Source organism: Psychrobacillus sp. NPDC096623, from assembly GCF_044762655.1.
Lineage (GTDB): Bacteria > Bacillota > Bacilli > Bacillales_A > Planococcaceae > Psychrobacillus.
Map to the genome: position 1 here is coordinate 783,347 of NZ_JBIWER010000002.1, position 17,299 is coordinate 800,645.

Sequence of the window (17,299 nt, forward strand, 5' to 3'; positions counted from 1 at the left end):
CTTATACAATTTGAATGCTGAATAATAGCCCAATATAAGCCACTATAACAACGAATAAACTCATGATAAAGGAAAATATGGCTGGCATTCTTTTGACGAATGAGAATAGGCTCAGTGCAAGAAAAACAGCAGATATACATAACAAGAGTATTCCATCTAGATTAAATACCATTTGAACCGCTATATTAGAAGAAACATTCCCATCATGAAACAGTAAAAATAATGAAGAAAAGCCCTCACTATTTATTGTTTCAAACAGACTATGTGGTGGTGATTGCTGACTCATAGCACCCGTAGCAGCAAAAATTAAAAGAAGTATAAAAAATTCTACTTTTGTCCACGGTCGAGCATCAAAATTTTCGTCTTTCAGTAGTCGTTTTTTCATGAGAATTCCATTTATAAACGCATATGCAATGAGTGGAATAATTAGCAGATGCTTGATCAACAGACTTTGTCCATAGGAAACTGTCCATGTATCAGGATAAGCTTCCAGCGGTGTAGAGAAACTCATTAAAGAAAATCCTGTTATGATAATTATTCCAAAACAGTATAATGCGGTTATATGAAACCATTTTAAGAACGATAACCAGTTATGCGTATTTTTGGAAAACCAAGTTGCTACAAACAGTATTCCAACCCAAATGACCACAGAGGCAAAGTGTAGGAAATGAATGATTAATCCCTTCGTGCTTTGAATAGAATTTGCATGACTTGACCAGCTTACACTTAAGATAAGTACAAAAACTAGTAAAATCCCTACAATCGAATACAAAACAGATTTCTTGCCATCAAAGAATAAAATATACAGTCCTAAGAACACCGTTACAATTAACATAAATAACCATGATTTACCTACCTCAAAGGTCAATAAAATATATTGCAGTGAATCAAATAAACCATAGTCTTCATATAAATAAATGAGCAAACTAATAAGTGGAACAAAAGAAAATAACGCTATGCCAATTACTGCAAATAATTTTAATTTTTTTGAAACAACAATAGAGGGAATTAAATCGTTTGGAAATAGAGATAAAATATAGCTCCCCATTATCAAAGCGAAGCACACATATAAAAGCGCCTCGCTTAAAGTTGTCAAAACAAACATCATTTTCTATTTCTCCGAGCCATCCACCAAGCAGCTAGTGCAATGATAATGACTAAAACTATAATAATTCCTACTGTAGAATTGGAACTCTCTTCCTCTTGTTCTGCTTCCACTGTTGTTTCCATTTCATTAGTGCTAGATTCAACCGGTTCTGCTTCATCAATTGTTTCAGTAGTTGGTTCTACTGCTTCAACTTCTTCAGGCGCTTCTAATACAAAATCAATTACACCTTCTATCGGATGACCGTCAGCCCCGATTATCTTCCAATTGATCTGATATGCCCCGTTTTCCAAGCGTTCAGTTACATTCCCAGATAATACGTTATTACTTACTGTAATATCTTCTACATTCACTGCGTCATTTGAGGAGTTCGTTAATGTGAAGGAGCTTGTTTCTTCTATCTTTGTTAAAAATGTAAGTGTAATCTCGTTTAGCTTTTCGGTTACCGTGCTACCTTGAACAGGAGTAGAGCTTTCCAAGCCAGTGTGCGCTAGTACATTATTGCTAACCAATAGTACAAAAGCAATTGTCATCCAGAATATTTTTTTCATAATTAACCTCCAAAAATTTGTACATAATTTATACCACACTATACTTATACCATAAAGCTATGAAGAAAGAATGTAGTTTGTATTTTCCGCAAACTTGAGATACCCTGTATGTGTACCACAAATTATTTATAGGAGTGATTTTAATGGCTAAATCGGCTGCCAAACGTAGACGGGAACACCTACTTCGTAATCTAGGCAAAGATGTGACAATAGCAAGAAATGAAGTTAATTTTAGTACACATGTCCGGATGACTAAATCGAAAAAAGAGAAACTACAGCAAAATTATAACAAATATAAAAAGCATTTCACAAAAGGTACAATACCTGATGGAAATGCTTTTTATTATGATACTGCTATTTTTGCGGCTTAATCAAGAGATTTGGTCTTATACGAGAGAGTCTCGTTTTTGGTTATAGATTCTCTTCATTTGTTTGTTTCCATACACGAACTAAGGGTCCATCTTTTTCGGTATCGATCACAAACGAACCATTCGAGTATCGATCCGATGGACGGAAAGAATTAACATCTATTGTTTCCTGGCCTTTTTCTGTTTCAATAATCACATGGTCATTTTTCTTAACTAATAAAACATCAAACACACGATGTGGATTTGTCTTAAGCTCTCTTAATGTAAGCACGCCTCGCTTAGCTCGAAGACCCGCTTCGATTTCACTTAATGCCATTTTTTTAACGGCACCTCTTTGCGTGATCAGCATAATATCTTCGTTGCTTTGAAGCGAAATTGGATTAACACTTACTACATAATCTCCGTCCTTTAGATTAATCGCTTTTACCCCTGCAGTTTTTACTCCAGTGATTGGCACTTCGTCTAAAGAGAAACGAACAGAATAGCTAGCATGTGTCGTGATTAATACATCATCCGATGGTGCTACTAGCTCTGCAATGATCATTTCATCACTATTTTTCAGGTTCATCGTTTTAATCGATTTTGCGTATCGTTGCACCACATAATCAGAAAGTAAGGAACGTTTAATCTGTCCATCTCTTGTTGCTGTTAAAACGCTTAAATCCTTGTCAAATGAATCAATACCCATTACTCGGATTATTTTTTCTTGTGAATCGAGTGGCACGATACTGGATATATGCTGCCCAAGGTCTTTCCAGCGTATATCCGGTAATTCATGCACTGGCTGGTAGATATAATTGCCCTTAGAAGTGAATAGCAATAGATGATTCTGCATATGGATTGATTCTTTAAACAGTAAATAATCCGATTCCTTAATAGCGAAATCTTGCCCATTAGAAGCTGTGTATGAACGTGTGCTCGTACGTTTAATGTAGCCGTCCTTCGTTACCGTTACATACACTTCTTCGTTTGGAATTAGGACATCTAAGTTCACTTTAATCTCTTCAATTTCATCTTCAATGACTGATCTACGCGGTTCAGAAAATTGTTTTCTTACAGCTAATAGTTCTTTTTTAATCACTTTCAAAAGTGCTGATTCCTTTGCAAGAATATTCTCTAATTCTTTCACTAATTTATTGAGCGTTTCTTCTTCATTTTGAAGCTCGGTAATATCAGTATTAGTTAAACGATATAATTGTAGGGAGACTATTGCTTCTGCCTGGGCTTCGGAGAATTCAAATAAGGCAATTAAGTTATTTTTTGCATCTCTTTTGTCTTTGGAAGCTCTGATTGCTTTGATCACTTCATCTAGAATCGATAGAGCTTTCATAAGTCCTGCTACAATATGGAGTCTTTCCTTTGCTTTTTTCAAATCAAATACTGTACGACGAGTCACAACTTCTTTTTGGTGTTCAATGTATGAATCTAAAAGAAGTGGTAAAGTCATCATCGTTGGTCTGCGATTATGAATAGCAATCATATTGAAATTATAAGTCACTTGTAAATCAGTATTTTTTAACAAATACTGAAGGATCCCATGAGCATCAATTTCTTTTTTCATCTCAATGACAATTCGTAAACCCGTGCGATCGGATTCGTCTCGAACCTCTGCGATTCCTTCAAGACGTTTATCATGTCTTTGTTCGTCTATTTTCTTCACTAAGTTTGCTTTGTTCACTTCAAAAGGAATTTCGGTAATAACAATTTGTTGCTTACCGCCTTTAATCGTTTCAATTTCTGTTTTGGAGCGAACGACAATTTTCCCTTTACCCGTTTCATAAGCTTTTTTGATACCCTCTACACCTTGGATAATTGCTCCTGTAGGGAAATCCGGTCCTTTAATAACAGTCATTAGCTCGTCGACTGTGGCAGCAGGATTTTCAATTCTCATCATGACAGCATCTAGTGCTTCGTGTAAAGAATGTGGTGGAATATCGGTTGCATACCCTGCTGAAATCCCAGTAGAACCATTTACGATCAAATTCGGAAACCTTGCTGGTAATACGACTGGCTCTGAGTCCGAATCATCAAAGTTCGGGATATAGTCAACCGTATTCTTGTTAATATCTCTTAGTAACTCATGAGAAATTGCAGAAAGTCTAGCTTCCGTGTAACGCATCGCTGCTGGTGGATCCCCATCAACAGAACCATTGTTCCCGTGCATTTCGACAGTCATATGGCGAAGCTTCCACTCTTGACTCATACGCACCATCGCTTCATAAACGGAACTATCTCCATGAGGATGATAGTTACCGATGACATTACCGACTGTTTTGGCGGATTTTCGGAATGGTTTATCATTTGTATTGCCTTCTTGGAACATCGCAAATAAAATGCGGCGTTGAACAGGTTTTAAGCCATCTCTAGCATCAGGTAGTGCACGATCTTGAATGATGTATTTGCTATAACGTCCAAACCGATCACCGATCACCTCTTCTAATGGCAAATTTTGATAACGTTCGGTTTGTGTCATGCTAATTCATCCTCCGTGTGTATTCTTTCATTTTCTAATATATTGGAATCATCTTCTAAGCTGAAGTTGACATTAGCTTCAATCCATTTGCGTCGTGGCTCTACTTTGTCTCCCATTAGCGTAGTCACATGTCGTTCTGCGCGTGCACCATCTTCAATAGTCACTCGAATAAGTGTTCTAGTATCAGGATTCATAGTTGTGTCCCATAATTGATCGGCATTCATTTCCCCGAGTCCTTTATAACGTTGGAGTGTATATCCTTTACCAATTCTTTTTGAAGCCGCTTCTAATTCTTTTTCTGTCCATGCATATTCGAAAACCTCTTTTTTACCAACACCTCTATATACTTTATATAGCGGTGGTAAAGCAATATAAATGTTTCCATTTTCGATTAACGGTTTCATATAACGATAGAAGAATGTCAATAAAAGTACCTGTATATGTGCACCATCTGTATCGGCATCAGTCATAATAACAATTTTGTCATAGGCAATATCTTCTATTTGGAATTCTGCTCCTACGCCACCACCAATAGCATGAATAATCGTAGCGATTTCTACATTTTTCATAATATCGGATAGATTTGCTTTTTCCGTATTGATTACTTTACCTCGTAGGGGCAGAATTGCTTGAAACGTACGATCTCGACCTTGTTTGGCAGATCCTCCAGCAGAATCTCCTTCGACTAAGTAAAGTTCATTTTTTGCTGCGTTTCTCGATTGAGCAGGTGTTAACTTACCAGATAACAATTCAGAAGGTTTACGTTTTTTTCCATTACGTGCGTCTTCTCTAGCTTTTCTCGCAGCTTCACGAGCTTGCTGTGCGCGAAGTGCTTTTCGTATAAGAGAAGATGCTAGCTCTGAATTTTCCTCTAAAATATATTGTAATTTCTCAGAAATGACGGAATCTACTGCGCTTCTAGCTTCACTAGTCCCCAGTTTACCTTTCGTCTGTCCTTCGAACTGTAGTATATTTTCTGGAATACGAATAGAAATAATAGCAGAAATACCTTCTCGAATATCGGATCCCTCTAAGTTTTTCGCTTTTTCTTTTAATAGATTGGTTTTGCGTGCGTATTCGTTAAAAACTCTTGTTAAAGCTGCTTTTGCACCTGTTTCATGCGTCCCACCATCACGAGTCCGGACATTATTTACAAAGGAAAGAATCGTTTCCGAATATCCGTCATTGAATTGAAAGGCAAATTCTACTTCAATTTCATCTTGTAAACCTTCCATGTAGAATACAGGATGCAAAACGTCTTTCTCTTCGTTCAAATAAGAAACAAACGCCTCTATTCCGGTTTCATAAAAGAATACGTCATGAGCTTCCGTACGTTCATCTATTAATTCGATTTTTAATCCTTTTAATAAAAACGCAGATTCTCTTAACCTTTCACATAATGTCTCGTAATTGTATTTCGACACAGAAAAGATACTATCATCTGGTAAGAACCGTACAGATGTACCAGTTTCTTTCGTTGTTCCCACTTGTGTTAAAGATTGAACAACTTTCCCACCATTTTCAAATCGTTGATGAAACTTTTTACCTTCACGATGTATTTCCACATCCACATAGGTAGAAAGCGCATTTACAACAGATGCACCAACACCATGCAGCCCACCACTTGTTTTGTAACCGCCTTGTCCAAACTTACCTCCTGCATGCAAAACGGTAAAAATAACTTCTGCGGTTGGTATTCCTGTTTTATGCGTCCCGGTAGGCATTCCACGTCCAAAATCACGAACGGTAATACTCTGATCTTCATGTATGGTTACGATAATATGATCCCCAAAGCCAGCAAGACTTTCATCTACGGCATTATCGACTATTTCGTAAACTAAATGATGCAAGCCTCTCGCATCCGTTGAACCAATATACATACCTGGTCTTTTACGAACTGCTTCTAAACCTTCTAAGACCTGTATGTCATCATCACTATAACTATTTACTGTTCCAACTTTACTCAAATACTTTCCCTCCAAAACAAAACATCTGTTCTTTATGCTTTCTTAAATGTACAAATGGATACGCGTTATGTCAATATTTTCAGTAGTTTACGCCAGAATTTAATTGTAAGGAAAGATTTCTCAGAATGCAAACTCCCTTTTCATGCATTCGCTATTTCGTGACAATATTCCTTCTTGACTGTCCCATTCAGTTATTGATTCTTTTTAATTGTATCACGTCTTCCACAAAGAATTGTAATCCTTTCGTGTTAGGGCATTGAATACTTACAAATGTACATGGTACACTTAAAAATGTTAAAGATTCTATTAGATTTATATTAAAGGAGTATACTATGATCATAATTCTTTTACTCTTACTCGCTTATCTTATTGGTTCTATTCCATCAGGTCTATGGGTTGGCAAACTATTTTATAATGTAGATATACGAGAGCATGGTAGTGGAAATTTAGGTGGTACAAACACATTTAGAACACTTGGTAAGAAAGCTGGTTTAATTGTTACAATAATGGACATTCTGAAAGGGACTGCTGCAACACTGCTAGGTTCTTTGACAATCTTTGAAGCAGCAAATATTCATCCACTCATCTTAGGTATTGTAGCAGTGGTTGGTCATATGTACCCCATCTTTGCTGGATTTAAAGGTGGAAAAGCTGTAGCTACCTCCGGTGGTATTTTGCTAGGTTATAATTGGCCTATTTTTGTTATTTTAGTCATTGGATTTTTGGTCGTTTTAAAATTGACGAAAATGGTGTCGTTAACTTCAATGATTTTAGCAATCGTTGCGCTTCTTTATAGTGTTATTTACTACTTTACGGTTGATAAGGATTGGCCTCTAATAATTATTGTGCTGTTACTGGGAATATTTATTTTTTATCGTCATCGTTCTAATTTGAAACGTATTAAAGCTGGTACCGAACCAAAAGTAACATGGCTTTAAAATCGATGAAAGTGTGGTGGTACGTATGAAAATACTAATTTCAGCTGACGCGATGAATTGGTTTCATAAGGAAATGGAAGCAGTAAAAGGCGACACCATTCGCTTTTTTGCCCGGTATGGTGGATCAAGTCCACTGCATGAAGGTTTTTCTTTAGGTGTTACAAAGGATACTCCATTTGAGCCAACAGTGACCTATAAAGTAGAGGAAATTTTATTTTTTATTGAAGAAACAGATGAATGGTATTTTGATGGTCATGATCTCTATGTAGAGCTAGATCCAAAAAAAGACGAACTAACATATGCATATAAAAAAGCGTAACCCTTTGTGGCTACGCTTTTTTACATGATTAGCGAAAGTAATGACTTCGTGATTCCATTCTTTTTACCATATCTTAATAAGGTTTTTTGGAATAAAGAATAGAAAATCAAGTACGAGGAGGAGATTAACCTGATCAGTAACCAAAGAAAAGATGAGCAAAAGCTTATACATAGTCTATTTCGCTCTAACTAAGGTTGGTATCTTCCTTTATGATCGAGTACATATATAAATCATCGAATTTACCACATGTATATTCATAATGTCTAAGTAACCCTTCTCTTTTAAAGCCTAGCTTTTCTACTAGTTTTTGTGAGGGAAGATTAGTCGGTTCAATTAATGCCTCAATTCTTTCTAACTGAAAGTGTTGATAACCGTACTTTACAACGGCTTCCAATGCTTCACTAGCTATTCCTCTACTCCAGTAATCTTTGCTTAATTCATATCCAACTTCAGCTCGATAATGTTTGGTAAGCATATTAAGAAAACCACAACTTCCTATAACTTTACCAGAGTCCTTTAGTGTAATTCCCCATCTAATTCCTGTACCTTCTATGTATATAGATTTATACCAACCAACTTCATCCAATACATCGTTTACTGTTTCAAAAGGTGATAACCCCATGGGTTTCACCACATCTTTATCAGATAAATATTGAAACATATCCTCAGCATCTTCCTCTATTACTTCTCTTAAAATTAATCTATTAGTTTCAAGAATTGGAAATTTATTTTGCACTGTATTTGCCACCTTCTACTCATTGTTTTGTTACTAATTCTAATCATCTTCATATAAAATATTGTCCTTTTCGGCTGCATTACTTTGAGGTTTGGTAGGAACTCAAAGCGTTTTTATAGTAATACCATCTATAATGCTTCGTTTTGAATTTTATTACCAGAAATCTTGTTAAAATTAAAGCGACCGTTGAAATAGATTAATACAACATAAGATTTTGTAGAACACGCTTAAATTCGACTTCTTACTCTAAAAAAGGATAATGATTGCTTTGTTCAAAAATATGTAAGGACGTTTCTGGAATTAATTTGCTCATTTCAATAGAGAAGTCCACAGGACACTGAACATCATGTCTTCCACAAAGAATGATAGTTCTTGTTTTGATAGCTGATAATTTGCGAGTTACATCAAAAATCAGCTGTTCTCTACTAAAAAAGTTTAATCTATTAGAAGATATTTTTTTCATGATATTTTTCGAAAAATATAGTTCATAATTTTCAGGTTTGAATAAGGATAATTGAGTTCTTTCTTTACTAAACACACTCCGCTCATCTTTTTCTAGGCTTTGAAGTTTTAAAAGTACCATCAATTCTTGCCTTCTCTTATATTTTGGATGCCCCTCATTATAAATACACTTACTAGAAGATGAGCTGCATTCTCTTGCAGAAGAGCTTACAAGTAAAAGAGATTTTAAAGAGGATGAAAAATGAATACCATATAGCACGCCAATCATTCCCCCTGTTGAATGTCCAGCGAATGTCCATGAAGAGAAACCCTTTGTTTTGCGAATTTCTTCAAGGTCAAGTACTGCATCTACCATGCTTAATTCATAGCCATGCTTTGCTTTGTCAGAGCTTCCTGCATCTTTTAAGTTAACTAAAAAAACTTTGTAATTGTCTGTAAATGTTTCGGCGAAATAGTCTCCAGAATTATTAAATTCCGAATAGTGATGAGTTATACAAACAGGTTCCCCCTCACCTTTTACAAAAACCTCAAAGTATCCACGGGAAGTTTTAATCATCTCTCTTTTCCATTTTGACATAATGAGTTTCCCCCTCTGTAAATCTATCTATTTCTTTTTCTACTAAACTGTTTACGTAAGTTTAAGTGTATTGCTTCCGCATCTTTATAATGAATTTAACATAAATATCCAACTCAACTAACTTCTTAGCGAGACTACAGTAGTGTTCTTAATAAAACTTTGTTAAATGAACAAGTAAAAACAGCCTGTGATTTCTCAATTTCACAAGCTGTTTTTATAAACTTTACTATTGATAATCACAAGTTTTTATTAAATCTTTCTAGCTGCTCCTTCAGTCCTTCTTTTTCCAAAATCTCTAATTCGTATTTACCGAATAAATCATAATGGGGAAAGCCTTCCTTGTAGTCGATCCATTCTGGCTGTAATCCATGCTGATTGCCCCAGGCGATTAACTTTTGGATATCATTGCAGCCAACTTTAGTGACAGTGTTACAGCCGGGAAATCGTTCGTCTATCCAATAATGGGTTAAAAAAGCAATTTTTCCGTTTTGAACGTCTTTTTTCCACGTATTTAATTCGTGTCGTTTTATACCAAATGCCATTTACGCATTCACCTTAGCTATTTCCGCATATTTTGCATCCCATGCTTCATGAACTTTTTTAAGAGATACAGGACGGAAGTTATCCTTTTTCACAATTACATGCTCAGAAGTTGCAGTACAAGCAACGGAACCATCTGCATGAACAATCTCATAGCCATATGTTGTACGGAGCTTACTATGTTTTTCAATCCATGTTCGGATCATAACGGTTTCCCCGTATTTAACAGGAGTTTTATAATTCACGTTTACATTCGTTACTGGGGATATGTATCCGTCCTGCTCCAGCCCTGCATACGAGAATCCTAAATCTCTGATGAGCTGGGTTCTGCCTATTTCTAACCAAATAACATAGTTCGCATGGTAAACGACCCCCATTTGATCAGTTTCGGCATAGCGTACTTCAATTTCTTTTTCACTTAAAAACATCTATGGTCACCTCAGTGCCTATTATACTAAAGAAAAATGAAAAAAACTGCTTAGGAAAACTCGTCGAATTAACCCTTGAGATAATTTTCCCCTTTAATAGATTCTAAAATGTTAGGCAATTCATTAATTGGTATAAGTTCATCAGCTGAAATAAACTTATTAAAGCCGATTTCCGTTATCTTCGTACCGAGCACATATTCCCCAACAACAATCTCTAGCAATTCTAAAGCTACTTCATAATAATCATCATTATCTTCCTGGAACCCTTTTATATAAAGCTCAAGGTAAAATGCTGGTAGTTCCGCATCATATGTATAGCTGAAAAAGACATCATCTCGCGTAAGTTCAATATCATTGCTGGTCGTTCCGTATTCATCATCATTTCGTTGGTTGAATGCAATAATTGTAAATCTGTCCATATGTGGAGCCGCACCTACTAATCGGATGACATCGGGAAAGTTTTTTCCGATGGAGCTAGCACTAATTGTAAATTCTCTTTTTTCATCGACCAATTGTTTAGGCATGGAAAAGACTAACTGTTTATTAACTTTGCTTATCAATTTATGTAAATCTCCAAAAAGCTTTTCTATATACTCATCCCGGAAATTATACAATTCTTTTTCATGGTCCTTAAAGTATTGCCAAAATGCTTCAACAGGATCTTTCTTTTTAAATAGATTCAAAAGCATGGAACTCCTCCTCCTTGTTCCTTTAAGTATAAACTAAATTAGCATCATTGTTTACATAGTAAAAAGTTCGGCTAGAATTACACCGAACCCCTCTTTTCAGTAACTATATTTGCCTCTTCCATAGCCAATTCATATAACTTCTTTTTATCAATTTTCCCTACGTCTGTTCGCGGCAATTCCTCTACAAAAATAATCTTCTTAGGAACTTTATAACTGCCTAAATAATTTTTGCAATGGGAGATTAACTCCTCCTCAAAAGAAAGCGTTGGAGCAGTTGGACAAACAAAAGCAGTTACGCATTCTCCCCATTTTTTATCCGAGACGCCTATAACTGCCGCTTCTCGAACATGCTTGTGCAACAGGAGACACTGCTCCACTTCCTGTGGATATACATTCTCCCCACCCGTAATAATCATTTCCTTTTTTCTACCGACGATATAGTAATATCCATCTCTATCGAATTTTGCTAAGTCTCCGGATCTTAACCAACCGTCTCTAAGCGTATGCTCTGTTTCATTTTCATTATTCCAGTAATGGGTGAATAAATGTTTGCCAGATATATAAAGCTCTCCAACTTCATCTACTCCACATTCAAGACCTTCCCCGTTAATAATTTTCACATCGTTGAATAGCATACTTTTCCCAACAGATCCTTTTTTACTATAAGCAAGAGACGAATCAATATAAAAATTATTAGGACCTGCTTCTGTTAATCCATATCCTTCTTTAAATAGAATCCCTTTCTCCTGAAACCTATCATAAATAGAATGAGGACATGGTGCACCACCTGCTAGAAAAACCTTTACCGTTGGAAAAGTAGCCGTTTTATAATACTCCGTCTCTAGCATGGTTTGATACATCGTTGGAACGAAAAGAGAAATGGTTGTCTTGTATGTATTTAACGCTCTCAACGCTTCCTCGGCTTGAAAACGACTTCCGATAACGACCGTTCCGCCAGCCATTAGAATCGGTATACATAAGGCATTAACCCCGCCTGTATGGAACATGGGCATATAATTTAACGTACAATCAGTATCATTGAGTCCCCAGCTGGTAATCGTATTCAATGCATTCCAGTTAACTGCATTAAAAGATAGAACAACCCCTTTTGGCTTCCCTGTAGTTCCTCCCGTGTAAATTATCATCCAAGGATCTGTAGCACTCCATTTAAGAAGAGTAGAAGGACCAACTGAAAATTCAAGTGTTTTCGTTATTAATGCTAATGATATATCCGAAAATGCTTCTCCAATGGGTTGATGCTCCTCATCACAAATAATAAGTACGGGCTTACAATCATCTAAAATATACTGTAGCTCTCTTTTACTTAAACGAAAATTAAGTGGTACGTATATAAGACCATTCATCCCACAAGCAAATAGAATGGCAAATAGTTCAATCCTGTTTTGAGACAAAACGACGATACGATCGCCTTTCCGATAATCCTGTTGCCGAAAATATTGTGACCACTTAGATATCTGACTGGTTAGCTCCTCGTAGCTCCATTTTATGCCTGTGCAACTATCAATAAGAGCAGTCTTTGTTTGACTCAGTGCTGCACGTTTATATATCCATGCTTGTTCTGTATACATATGGTACAGCCCCCTTATCACATCATAATACCGCCATCCACTTGTAATACATGACCATGCACATAACTGGATTCCTCCGAAGCTAAAAACAAATAAGCATTTGCAATATCTCTTGGTTCACCAAGTCGCTGTAAAGATACAACTGATTTCATTTGGTTAATAATGTTTTCTGGCATTTTCGCTACCATTGCAGTGTTTGTAAATCCAGGTGCTACTGCATTTACATTTATCCCTTTTCTTCCTAGCTCTTTTGCCCATGTTTTGGTCATTCCAATTACGGCAGCTTTGGATGCAGCATAATTTGTTTGACCCACATTTCCATATACACCACTAACTGAGGACGTATTAATAATTTTACCGTGACCCTGTTTCACCAAATGTGGAACCACTGCCTGTGTACAATTAAACACACCTGTTATGTTCACATGTAGTACGGTTGAAAAGTCCTCTGCTGACATTTTCGTTAGCATGGCATCCCTCGTAATACCTGCATTATTAATAAGGATATCTATTTGCCCAAAATGATTTATTGTTTGCTCTATTAGCGCATCTACGCTTTGCCTATTCGCCACATCTACTTGAATGAAGCTAACTTCATAGCCAAGTTTAGTTAGTTCTTTTTCTTGTGCCGCTCCTGCCTCAGCATCATAATCGGCTAATACAACCTTTGCTCCTTCCTCTGAAAATCGCTCTGCAGCAGCCAATCCAATTCCATTAGCGGCCCCAGTGATGATCGCTACTTTATCCTTTAATCTCATCGTCTGTCGTCCCCTTTTACTAAAAATGCTTCGATTCTGTTAGTAAGCTGCTCTAGATCATCAATTAATGGAGAGTGTCCACAATCGATTAATGGAATATACGTCGCATTGTCTCCTAAATCTGCAACAATCTCTTGCGTCATCTGTTCGGACACAACATAGTCCCGATCTCCTCTTAAAATAAGTACTGGTATAGTAATATTCCTTGCTTTGTCTGTACCTTCTGTTAGACCATTATTAGTACCGCTAATATTAAACGTATTTAGGGCATGGTACACATCTGCTAGGTTTCGTTGTGTCAGCATATCATCTAGATAGCTGTCATAGGCAGCGTCATCGGGTTGCTTATGAGAATAGATTGCTGCATTCCAGATCGCCTTTAGTCCATCTTTGTTCGCTGTATCATATAACCCTTGAACGATGAGCGTCTTATTTGGATCTTCTTCCACATCTTCAATGGTTTTTAGTCTGCGGTTTAGGTCTGGTGTACCGTCTTCTTGTACCCCATAGAATGGGTATCCTCTTGTCGATGCGGATGCGAGCAACACGAGCTTTTCACAGCGAGCTGGATGGTCCACTACATATTGCATACAAATTGCACCACCAGTAGACCAACCGATCAAATAGAACTTTTGTATATTTAATGCAACAATTACTTCACTTAAATCATCCGAAAAATCTTTTATTCCTTGAATTCGTTTGTGATAAGTCGATTCACCGAAGCCTCTTAAGTCAACTGCGTATATAGTAAATCTTTGATCCAACTTATCGATTAACACATCCCAATGCTTCGATGAGGTCATATTTCCATGGACGAGCACGATTGTTTCCTCTCCACCCGGACGTACTCGGTAAGCAATCTTCTCTCCATTTGACAGTGAAATATTAGGTAAACTCATATACACCCTCCTTTTATTGTCCCCATTTAATTACTACTGCTCCCCATGCATAGCCAATACCCGCGCTTACTAAAACTACAATATCGCCATTTTTTAGTTTTCCTGTTTGCTGCGCAAGCTCTAGCGAAATTATTTGATCCATTTGTCCAATGTGTCCGTAATCACTCAAGTAAATAGATTTCTCGCTCGTTAAACCTAATTCATTTAACACAAAATCGTGTGCAGACTTTTTCATGTGAAGAATGGCTAAATAGTTTATGTCTTTTTCGGAGTAGCCACTTTTCGTCAATGCATTTCTTATAACGAGTAAAAAGTTTTGCATGGATTTCTGTTCAAGTCTTGCTTTCATGCCTACTGGATCGATCACGTCCAACCGATAAAGTCCTTTTTCTAAATGCTCAGAGGTCAAAGGTTCCTTGGTTCCCCCAACAGGAACAAGTACATCCTCGGAAAAGGAACCGTCTGTTATTAAATCCGATTCTAAAATAGTATTCTCTGAATAGTTTTTCTTTAAAATCATTGCGGCTCCACCTGCACCTAGATTAAACATAAACCTTGTTCGGTCGTTCGTATAATCAATCAAATCACTGTTTCGATAACCACCTGCTAATAGTACTGTGTTTATCGTCGGATCTGATTGCATCAAGCTTTTTGCCACTTTAATGGCCATAATGGTCGTTCCGCAGCGTAAAGCAACATCGAACGCCCATGCATGATAAGCACCAAGCTCTTCTTGAATTTTTATAGCAGCTGTCCATAACGGATACTCTTTATGCTCTTCGCCAATATAAATGATTAGGTCAATGACTTTAGGATCTATATTTTCTTTTTGCAAAGCTTTTTCCGCAGCTCTAATGGCCATCGCTACCGTATGATCCTCTGGTCCAGGTATAGGCTTCTTTGTTATTCCCATTTTGTTTTTAACTACGAATATCGGTAAACCAGATTGTTCGGCAATTTCTTCAGCGGTCATCACACTTTCTGGAATATAAACACCTGTACTGGCAATTCCAATGGTCATTTTACTAACCCCTTTCTTTTAGGGGCAAGAGAAATTTTTATCGGATTCTTTTTCTTCCAAAACAAATGCTTAACAGTCCCAACAATTCCCCGAGGGAAGAAAATAACGGCTAGTATATATACTATTCCAAAGAAAATAATCCAACGTTCGAATATTGGATGTTCCTTGGCAAGACCAGATAAGTAATGCTGAGCTAACTCAATCACCCCTGCACCAATAATCGGTCCAATTAACGTTCCAACCCCTCCAATGATCGTCATAAGTAGAGCATCCAAAGTTATGTCCATCGTTAGCACACTTGTATTGACGAATCTTAGTGAAACAGCATAAAGAGATCCTGCTAAGCTGGCAATTACACCCGCGACAACAGAAGCTATTACTTTATAATGCAGTGTCTGGAAGCCTAAAGATTTCGTCCGTTGTTCATTTTCCCGTACGGCTATTAATACCCTTCCTAATGGGGAATCTACAAATCTACGTAAGAAGAGGTACACTAATACTAAACAGCCTAGAACGAGCAAATAATACATCATGCGATCTTTAAAAAAATCAGGTGCTCGAAAGGTAAATCCATCGTTGCCAAATGTTAACGTTCTCCATTTCTCTGCTAATACTAAAAACAAGCCAGAGACTGCCATTGTCAGCATGGCAAAGAAATGACTTTTCAATCTCAATGTAAGCAGTCCTACTAAAAAGCTTATTATTCCGGCAATACACATTCCTACCACAATTGATAAAACAAATATTCCAACGGTTGGTTCAAAACGATCGAGCATAATTGCAGTGGCATAAGCTCCCATCCCGAAAAACATCGCATGACCGAAAGAAACTATACCGGTATATCCTAGTAAAATATCATAGCTCATTGCTAGAATTGAAAAGATAAATATTTGAGTTAGTAAAATAGTCCATGTGCGAGAATCCGAAACAAAAGGGAAAACTGCTAAAGCAGCGACAATAACAAATAATAGTATTTTATTAACTTGGAATGCTGACTTCATTTTGCATCATCCTTTCGCTGTGAACAAACCTTGCGGACGGAATATTAATACGATTGCCATAAGCATCATATTGACCGCAAGCGATAAAGCTGGAACATAGTAAGCCATAAAGCTACCAGCAAGCCCTACTAGAATCGCAGCTAGAAGAGAACCTGGAAAACTGCCCATTCCTCCAATAACGACAACGATGAAAGCGAGAATAGCAAATTCCATCCCCATCTCCGCATAAATAACACCAGAATAGGGTGCCATAAGCACACCACTTAAAGCAGCTAATGCCGCACCTGCCATAAATACATATAAGAAAACTTTCTTAATATTAATTCCGAGCGCTTGCACCATTTCCTTGTTCATAACCCCTGCACGAACGACTAAGCCGATCTTCGTACGTTTTAAGATGAATTGGAAAATACCAAACACGATAAAACCGATGATAATGATAAATAATCGGTACTTAATAATGATTACATCGCCGATTTCCCAGCTACCTGCTAATAGTGGTGGTGTTTTAGCTGCGAGCTGATTTGGTCCAAAAACGACCTTCAGCATTTCGGATAATACGATCATAAATCCAAGTGTGATCAGTATTTGTTGTACATGATTTCCATACACAGGTTTAATAATGAGCTTTTCGGTTATAAAGCCGAGCACAACTCCTGTTAATATGGCTCCAAGTATTGCAAGGGTAAAACTATTTGTTAACCCATAAAACCAAACGCCTGAAAACGCACCCCAAGCAAAAAGTCCACCATGGGCAAAATTTAATACATCCATTAAACCGAATATTAACGTCAGTCCAGCAGCTAAAAGAAATATCAACATTCCCGTTGCTAAACCATTGATCAATAAGTTTATGAGTAACTCCATTTGATAACCTC

18 protein-coding genes are annotated in these 17,299 nt (G+C 37.0%); 3 read left to right on the forward strand and 15 right to left on the reverse strand.

Translation table 11 applies throughout. The annotated features are described in order from the left end of the window. Position 1 precedes the first annotated feature (1 nt). Both ACIQX2_RS08625 and ACIQX2_RS08630 read right to left on the reverse strand, forming a co-directional pair. A complete protein-coding gene (locus tag ACIQX2_RS08625) occupies positions 2 to 1,108 on the reverse strand; it encodes a copper resistance D family protein (protein ID WP_402848639.1) in 1,107 nt (368 codons plus the stop codon). Beyond that, positions 1,105 to 1,656 (reverse strand): copper resistance CopC family protein, encoded by a 552-nt coding sequence (locus ACIQX2_RS08630; protein WP_402848643.1) that lies wholly within the window; start codon positions 1,654 to 1,656, stop codon positions 1,105 to 1,107. Before ACIQX2_RS08630 ends, ACIQX2_RS08625 begins: the two co-directional genes overlap by 4 nt. Positions 1,657 to 1,799: 143 nt before the next feature. Between ACIQX2_RS08630 and ACIQX2_RS08635 the strand changes: the two genes are divergently transcribed. Beyond that, on the forward strand, positions 1,800 to 2,027 hold the full coding sequence (locus ACIQX2_RS08635) for a hypothetical protein (protein ID WP_402848646.1): 228 nt from the start codon (positions 1,800 to 1,802) through the stop codon (positions 2,025 to 2,027). A 40-nt stretch (positions 2,028 to 2,067) separates the two neighbouring features. Here the strand turns inward: ACIQX2_RS08635 and parC are convergent, their stop codons facing one another. After that, positions 2,068 to 4,497 (reverse strand): DNA topoisomerase IV subunit A, encoded by a 2,430-nt coding sequence (parC, locus tag ACIQX2_RS08640; RefSeq protein ID WP_402848649.1) that lies wholly within the window; start codon positions 4,495 to 4,497, stop codon positions 2,068 to 2,070. After that, a complete protein-coding gene (parE, locus tag ACIQX2_RS08645; protein WP_402848651.1) occupies positions 4,494 to 6,464 on the reverse strand; it encodes a DNA topoisomerase IV subunit B in 1,971 nt (656 codons plus the stop codon). The genes parC and parE overlap by 4 nt, the downstream gene beginning before the upstream one ends. A 332-nt stretch (positions 6,465 to 6,796) precedes the next feature. On the opposite strand from parE, the gene plsY reads away from it, so the two are divergent. Together plsY and ACIQX2_RS08655 are read left to right on the forward strand one after the other, a co-directional pair. After that, positions 6,797 to 7,402 (forward strand): glycerol-3-phosphate 1-O-acyltransferase PlsY, encoded by a 606-nt coding sequence (plsY, locus tag ACIQX2_RS08650; protein ID WP_402848654.1) that lies wholly within the window; start codon positions 6,797 to 6,799, stop codon positions 7,400 to 7,402. A 25-nt stretch (positions 7,403 to 7,427) separates the two neighbouring features. After that, complete coding sequence (locus tag ACIQX2_RS08655; RefSeq protein ID WP_402848657.1) at positions 7,428 to 7,721, forward strand: HesB/YadR/YfhF family protein; 294 nt, start codon at positions 7,428 to 7,430, stop codon at positions 7,719 to 7,721. Between the two features lie 184 nt (positions 7,722 to 7,905). Here ACIQX2_RS08655 and ACIQX2_RS08660 read toward each other — a convergent pair whose 3' ends face one another. The 11 genes from ACIQX2_RS08660 to ACIQX2_RS08710 form a co-directional block, all read right to left on the reverse strand. Continuing rightward, positions 7,906 to 8,457 (reverse strand): GNAT family N-acetyltransferase, encoded by a 552-nt coding sequence (locus ACIQX2_RS08660; protein ID WP_402848660.1) that lies wholly within the window; start codon positions 8,455 to 8,457, stop codon positions 7,906 to 7,908. A 241-nt stretch (positions 8,458 to 8,698) separates the two neighbouring features. Beyond that, the gene (locus tag ACIQX2_RS08665; RefSeq protein WP_402848663.1) at positions 8,699 to 9,496 is read right to left on the reverse strand and encodes an alpha/beta fold hydrolase; all 798 of its coding nucleotides are present in this window, start codon (positions 9,494 to 9,496) and stop codon (positions 8,699 to 8,701) included. Between the two features lie 236 nt (positions 9,497 to 9,732). Next, positions 9,733 to 10,038, reverse strand: a complete 306-nt coding sequence (locus ACIQX2_RS08670) for a hypothetical protein (protein WP_402848666.1) — start codon at positions 10,036 to 10,038, stop codon at positions 9,733 to 9,735. Then, on the reverse strand, positions 10,039 to 10,464 hold the full coding sequence (locus ACIQX2_RS08675) for an acyl-CoA thioesterase (RefSeq protein WP_402848668.1): 426 nt from the start codon (positions 10,462 to 10,464) through the stop codon (positions 10,039 to 10,041). A gap of 68 nt (positions 10,465 to 10,532) precedes the next feature. Beyond that, the gene (locus tag ACIQX2_RS08680) at positions 10,533 to 11,153 is read right to left on the reverse strand and encodes a hypothetical protein (RefSeq protein ID WP_402848670.1); all 621 of its coding nucleotides are present in this window, start codon (positions 11,151 to 11,153) and stop codon (positions 10,533 to 10,535) included. A gap of 77 nt (positions 11,154 to 11,230) precedes the next feature. Continuing rightward, on the reverse strand, positions 11,231 to 12,742 hold the full coding sequence (locus tag ACIQX2_RS08685; protein ID WP_402848673.1) for a class I adenylate-forming enzyme family protein: 1,512 nt from the start codon (positions 12,740 to 12,742) through the stop codon (positions 11,231 to 11,233). A gap of 17 nt (positions 12,743 to 12,759) precedes the next feature. Next, on the reverse strand, positions 12,760 to 13,500 hold the full coding sequence (gene fabG, locus ACIQX2_RS08690; RefSeq protein ID WP_402848676.1) for a 3-oxoacyl-ACP reductase FabG: 741 nt from the start codon (positions 13,498 to 13,500) through the stop codon (positions 12,760 to 12,762). Continuing rightward, the gene (gene phaZ, locus ACIQX2_RS08695) at positions 13,497 to 14,399 is read right to left on the reverse strand and encodes an intracellular short-chain-length polyhydroxyalkanoate depolymerase (RefSeq protein WP_402848678.1); all 903 of its coding nucleotides are present in this window, start codon (positions 14,397 to 14,399) and stop codon (positions 13,497 to 13,499) included. Before phaZ ends, fabG begins: the two co-directional genes overlap by 4 nt. A gap of 13 nt (positions 14,400 to 14,412) precedes the next feature. Next, the gene (locus ACIQX2_RS08700) at positions 14,413 to 15,420 is read right to left on the reverse strand and encodes a 3-oxoacyl-ACP synthase (protein WP_402848681.1); all 1,008 of its coding nucleotides are present in this window, start codon (positions 15,418 to 15,420) and stop codon (positions 14,413 to 14,415) included. Continuing rightward, positions 15,417 to 16,421 carry a branched-chain amino acid ABC transporter permease gene (locus tag ACIQX2_RS08705; protein WP_402848683.1) on the reverse strand — a complete coding sequence of 335 codons (1,005 nt, stop codon included), beginning with the start codon at positions 16,419 to 16,421 and terminating at the stop codon, positions 15,417 to 15,419. Before ACIQX2_RS08705 ends, ACIQX2_RS08700 begins: the two co-directional genes overlap by 4 nt. 6 nt (positions 16,422 to 16,427) lie before the next feature. Beyond that, the gene (locus ACIQX2_RS08710) at positions 16,428 to 17,288 is read right to left on the reverse strand and encodes a branched-chain amino acid ABC transporter permease (RefSeq protein WP_093061108.1); all 861 of its coding nucleotides are present in this window, start codon (positions 17,286 to 17,288) and stop codon (positions 16,428 to 16,430) included. Positions 17,289 to 17,299 lie beyond the last annotated feature (11 nt).

Coding starts and splice junctions, on each gene's coding strand:
- ACIQX2_RS08655 (WP_402848657.1), top strand. CDS start 7,428: ATGAAAATACTAATTTCAGCTGACGCGATGAATTGGTTTCATAAGGAA.
- ACIQX2_RS08700 (WP_402848681.1), bottom strand. CDS start 15,420: ATGACCATTGGAATTGCCAGTACAGGTGTTTATATTCCAGAAAGTGTG.
- parC (WP_402848649.1), bottom strand. CDS start 4,497: ATGACACAAACCGAACGTTATCAAAATTTGCCATTAGAAGAGGTGATC.
- ACIQX2_RS08710 (WP_093061108.1), bottom strand. CDS start 17,288: ATGGAGTTACTCATAAACTTATTGATCAATGGTTTAGCAACGGGAATG.
- ACIQX2_RS08635 (WP_402848646.1), top strand. CDS start 1,800: ATGGCTAAATCGGCTGCCAAACGTAGACGGGAACACCTACTTCGTAAT.
- ACIQX2_RS08685 (WP_402848673.1), bottom strand. CDS start 12,742: ATGTATACAGAACAAGCATGGATATATAAACGTGCAGCACTGAGTCAA.
- phaZ (WP_402848678.1), bottom strand. CDS start 14,399: ATGAGTTTACCTAATATTTCACTGTCAAATGGAGAGAAGATTGCTTAC.
- ACIQX2_RS08705 (WP_402848683.1), bottom strand. CDS start 16,421: ATGAAGTCAGCATTCCAAGTTAATAAAATACTATTATTTGTTATTGTC.
- ACIQX2_RS08625 (WP_402848639.1), bottom strand. CDS start 1,108: ATGATGTTTGTTTTGACAACTTTAAGCGAGGCGCTTTTATATGTGTGC.
- plsY (WP_402848654.1), top strand. CDS start 6,797: ATGATCATAATTCTTTTACTCTTACTCGCTTATCTTATTGGTTCTATT.
- ACIQX2_RS08665 (WP_402848663.1), bottom strand. CDS start 9,496: ATGTCAAAATGGAAAAGAGAGATGATTAAAACTTCCCGTGGATACTTT.
- ACIQX2_RS08680 (WP_402848670.1), bottom strand. CDS start 11,153: ATGCTTTTGAATCTATTTAAAAAGAAAGATCCTGTTGAAGCATTTTGG.
- ACIQX2_RS08675 (WP_402848668.1), bottom strand. CDS start 10,464: ATGTTTTTAAGTGAAAAAGAAATTGAAGTACGCTATGCCGAAACTGAT.
- ACIQX2_RS08670 (WP_402848666.1), bottom strand. CDS start 10,038: ATGGCATTTGGTATAAAACGACACGAATTAAATACGTGGAAAAAAGAC.
- fabG (WP_402848676.1), bottom strand. CDS start 13,500: ATGAGATTAAAGGATAAAGTAGCGATCATCACTGGGGCCGCTAATGGA.
- ACIQX2_RS08630 (WP_402848643.1), bottom strand. CDS start 1,656: ATGAAAAAAATATTCTGGATGACAATTGCTTTTGTACTATTGGTTAGC.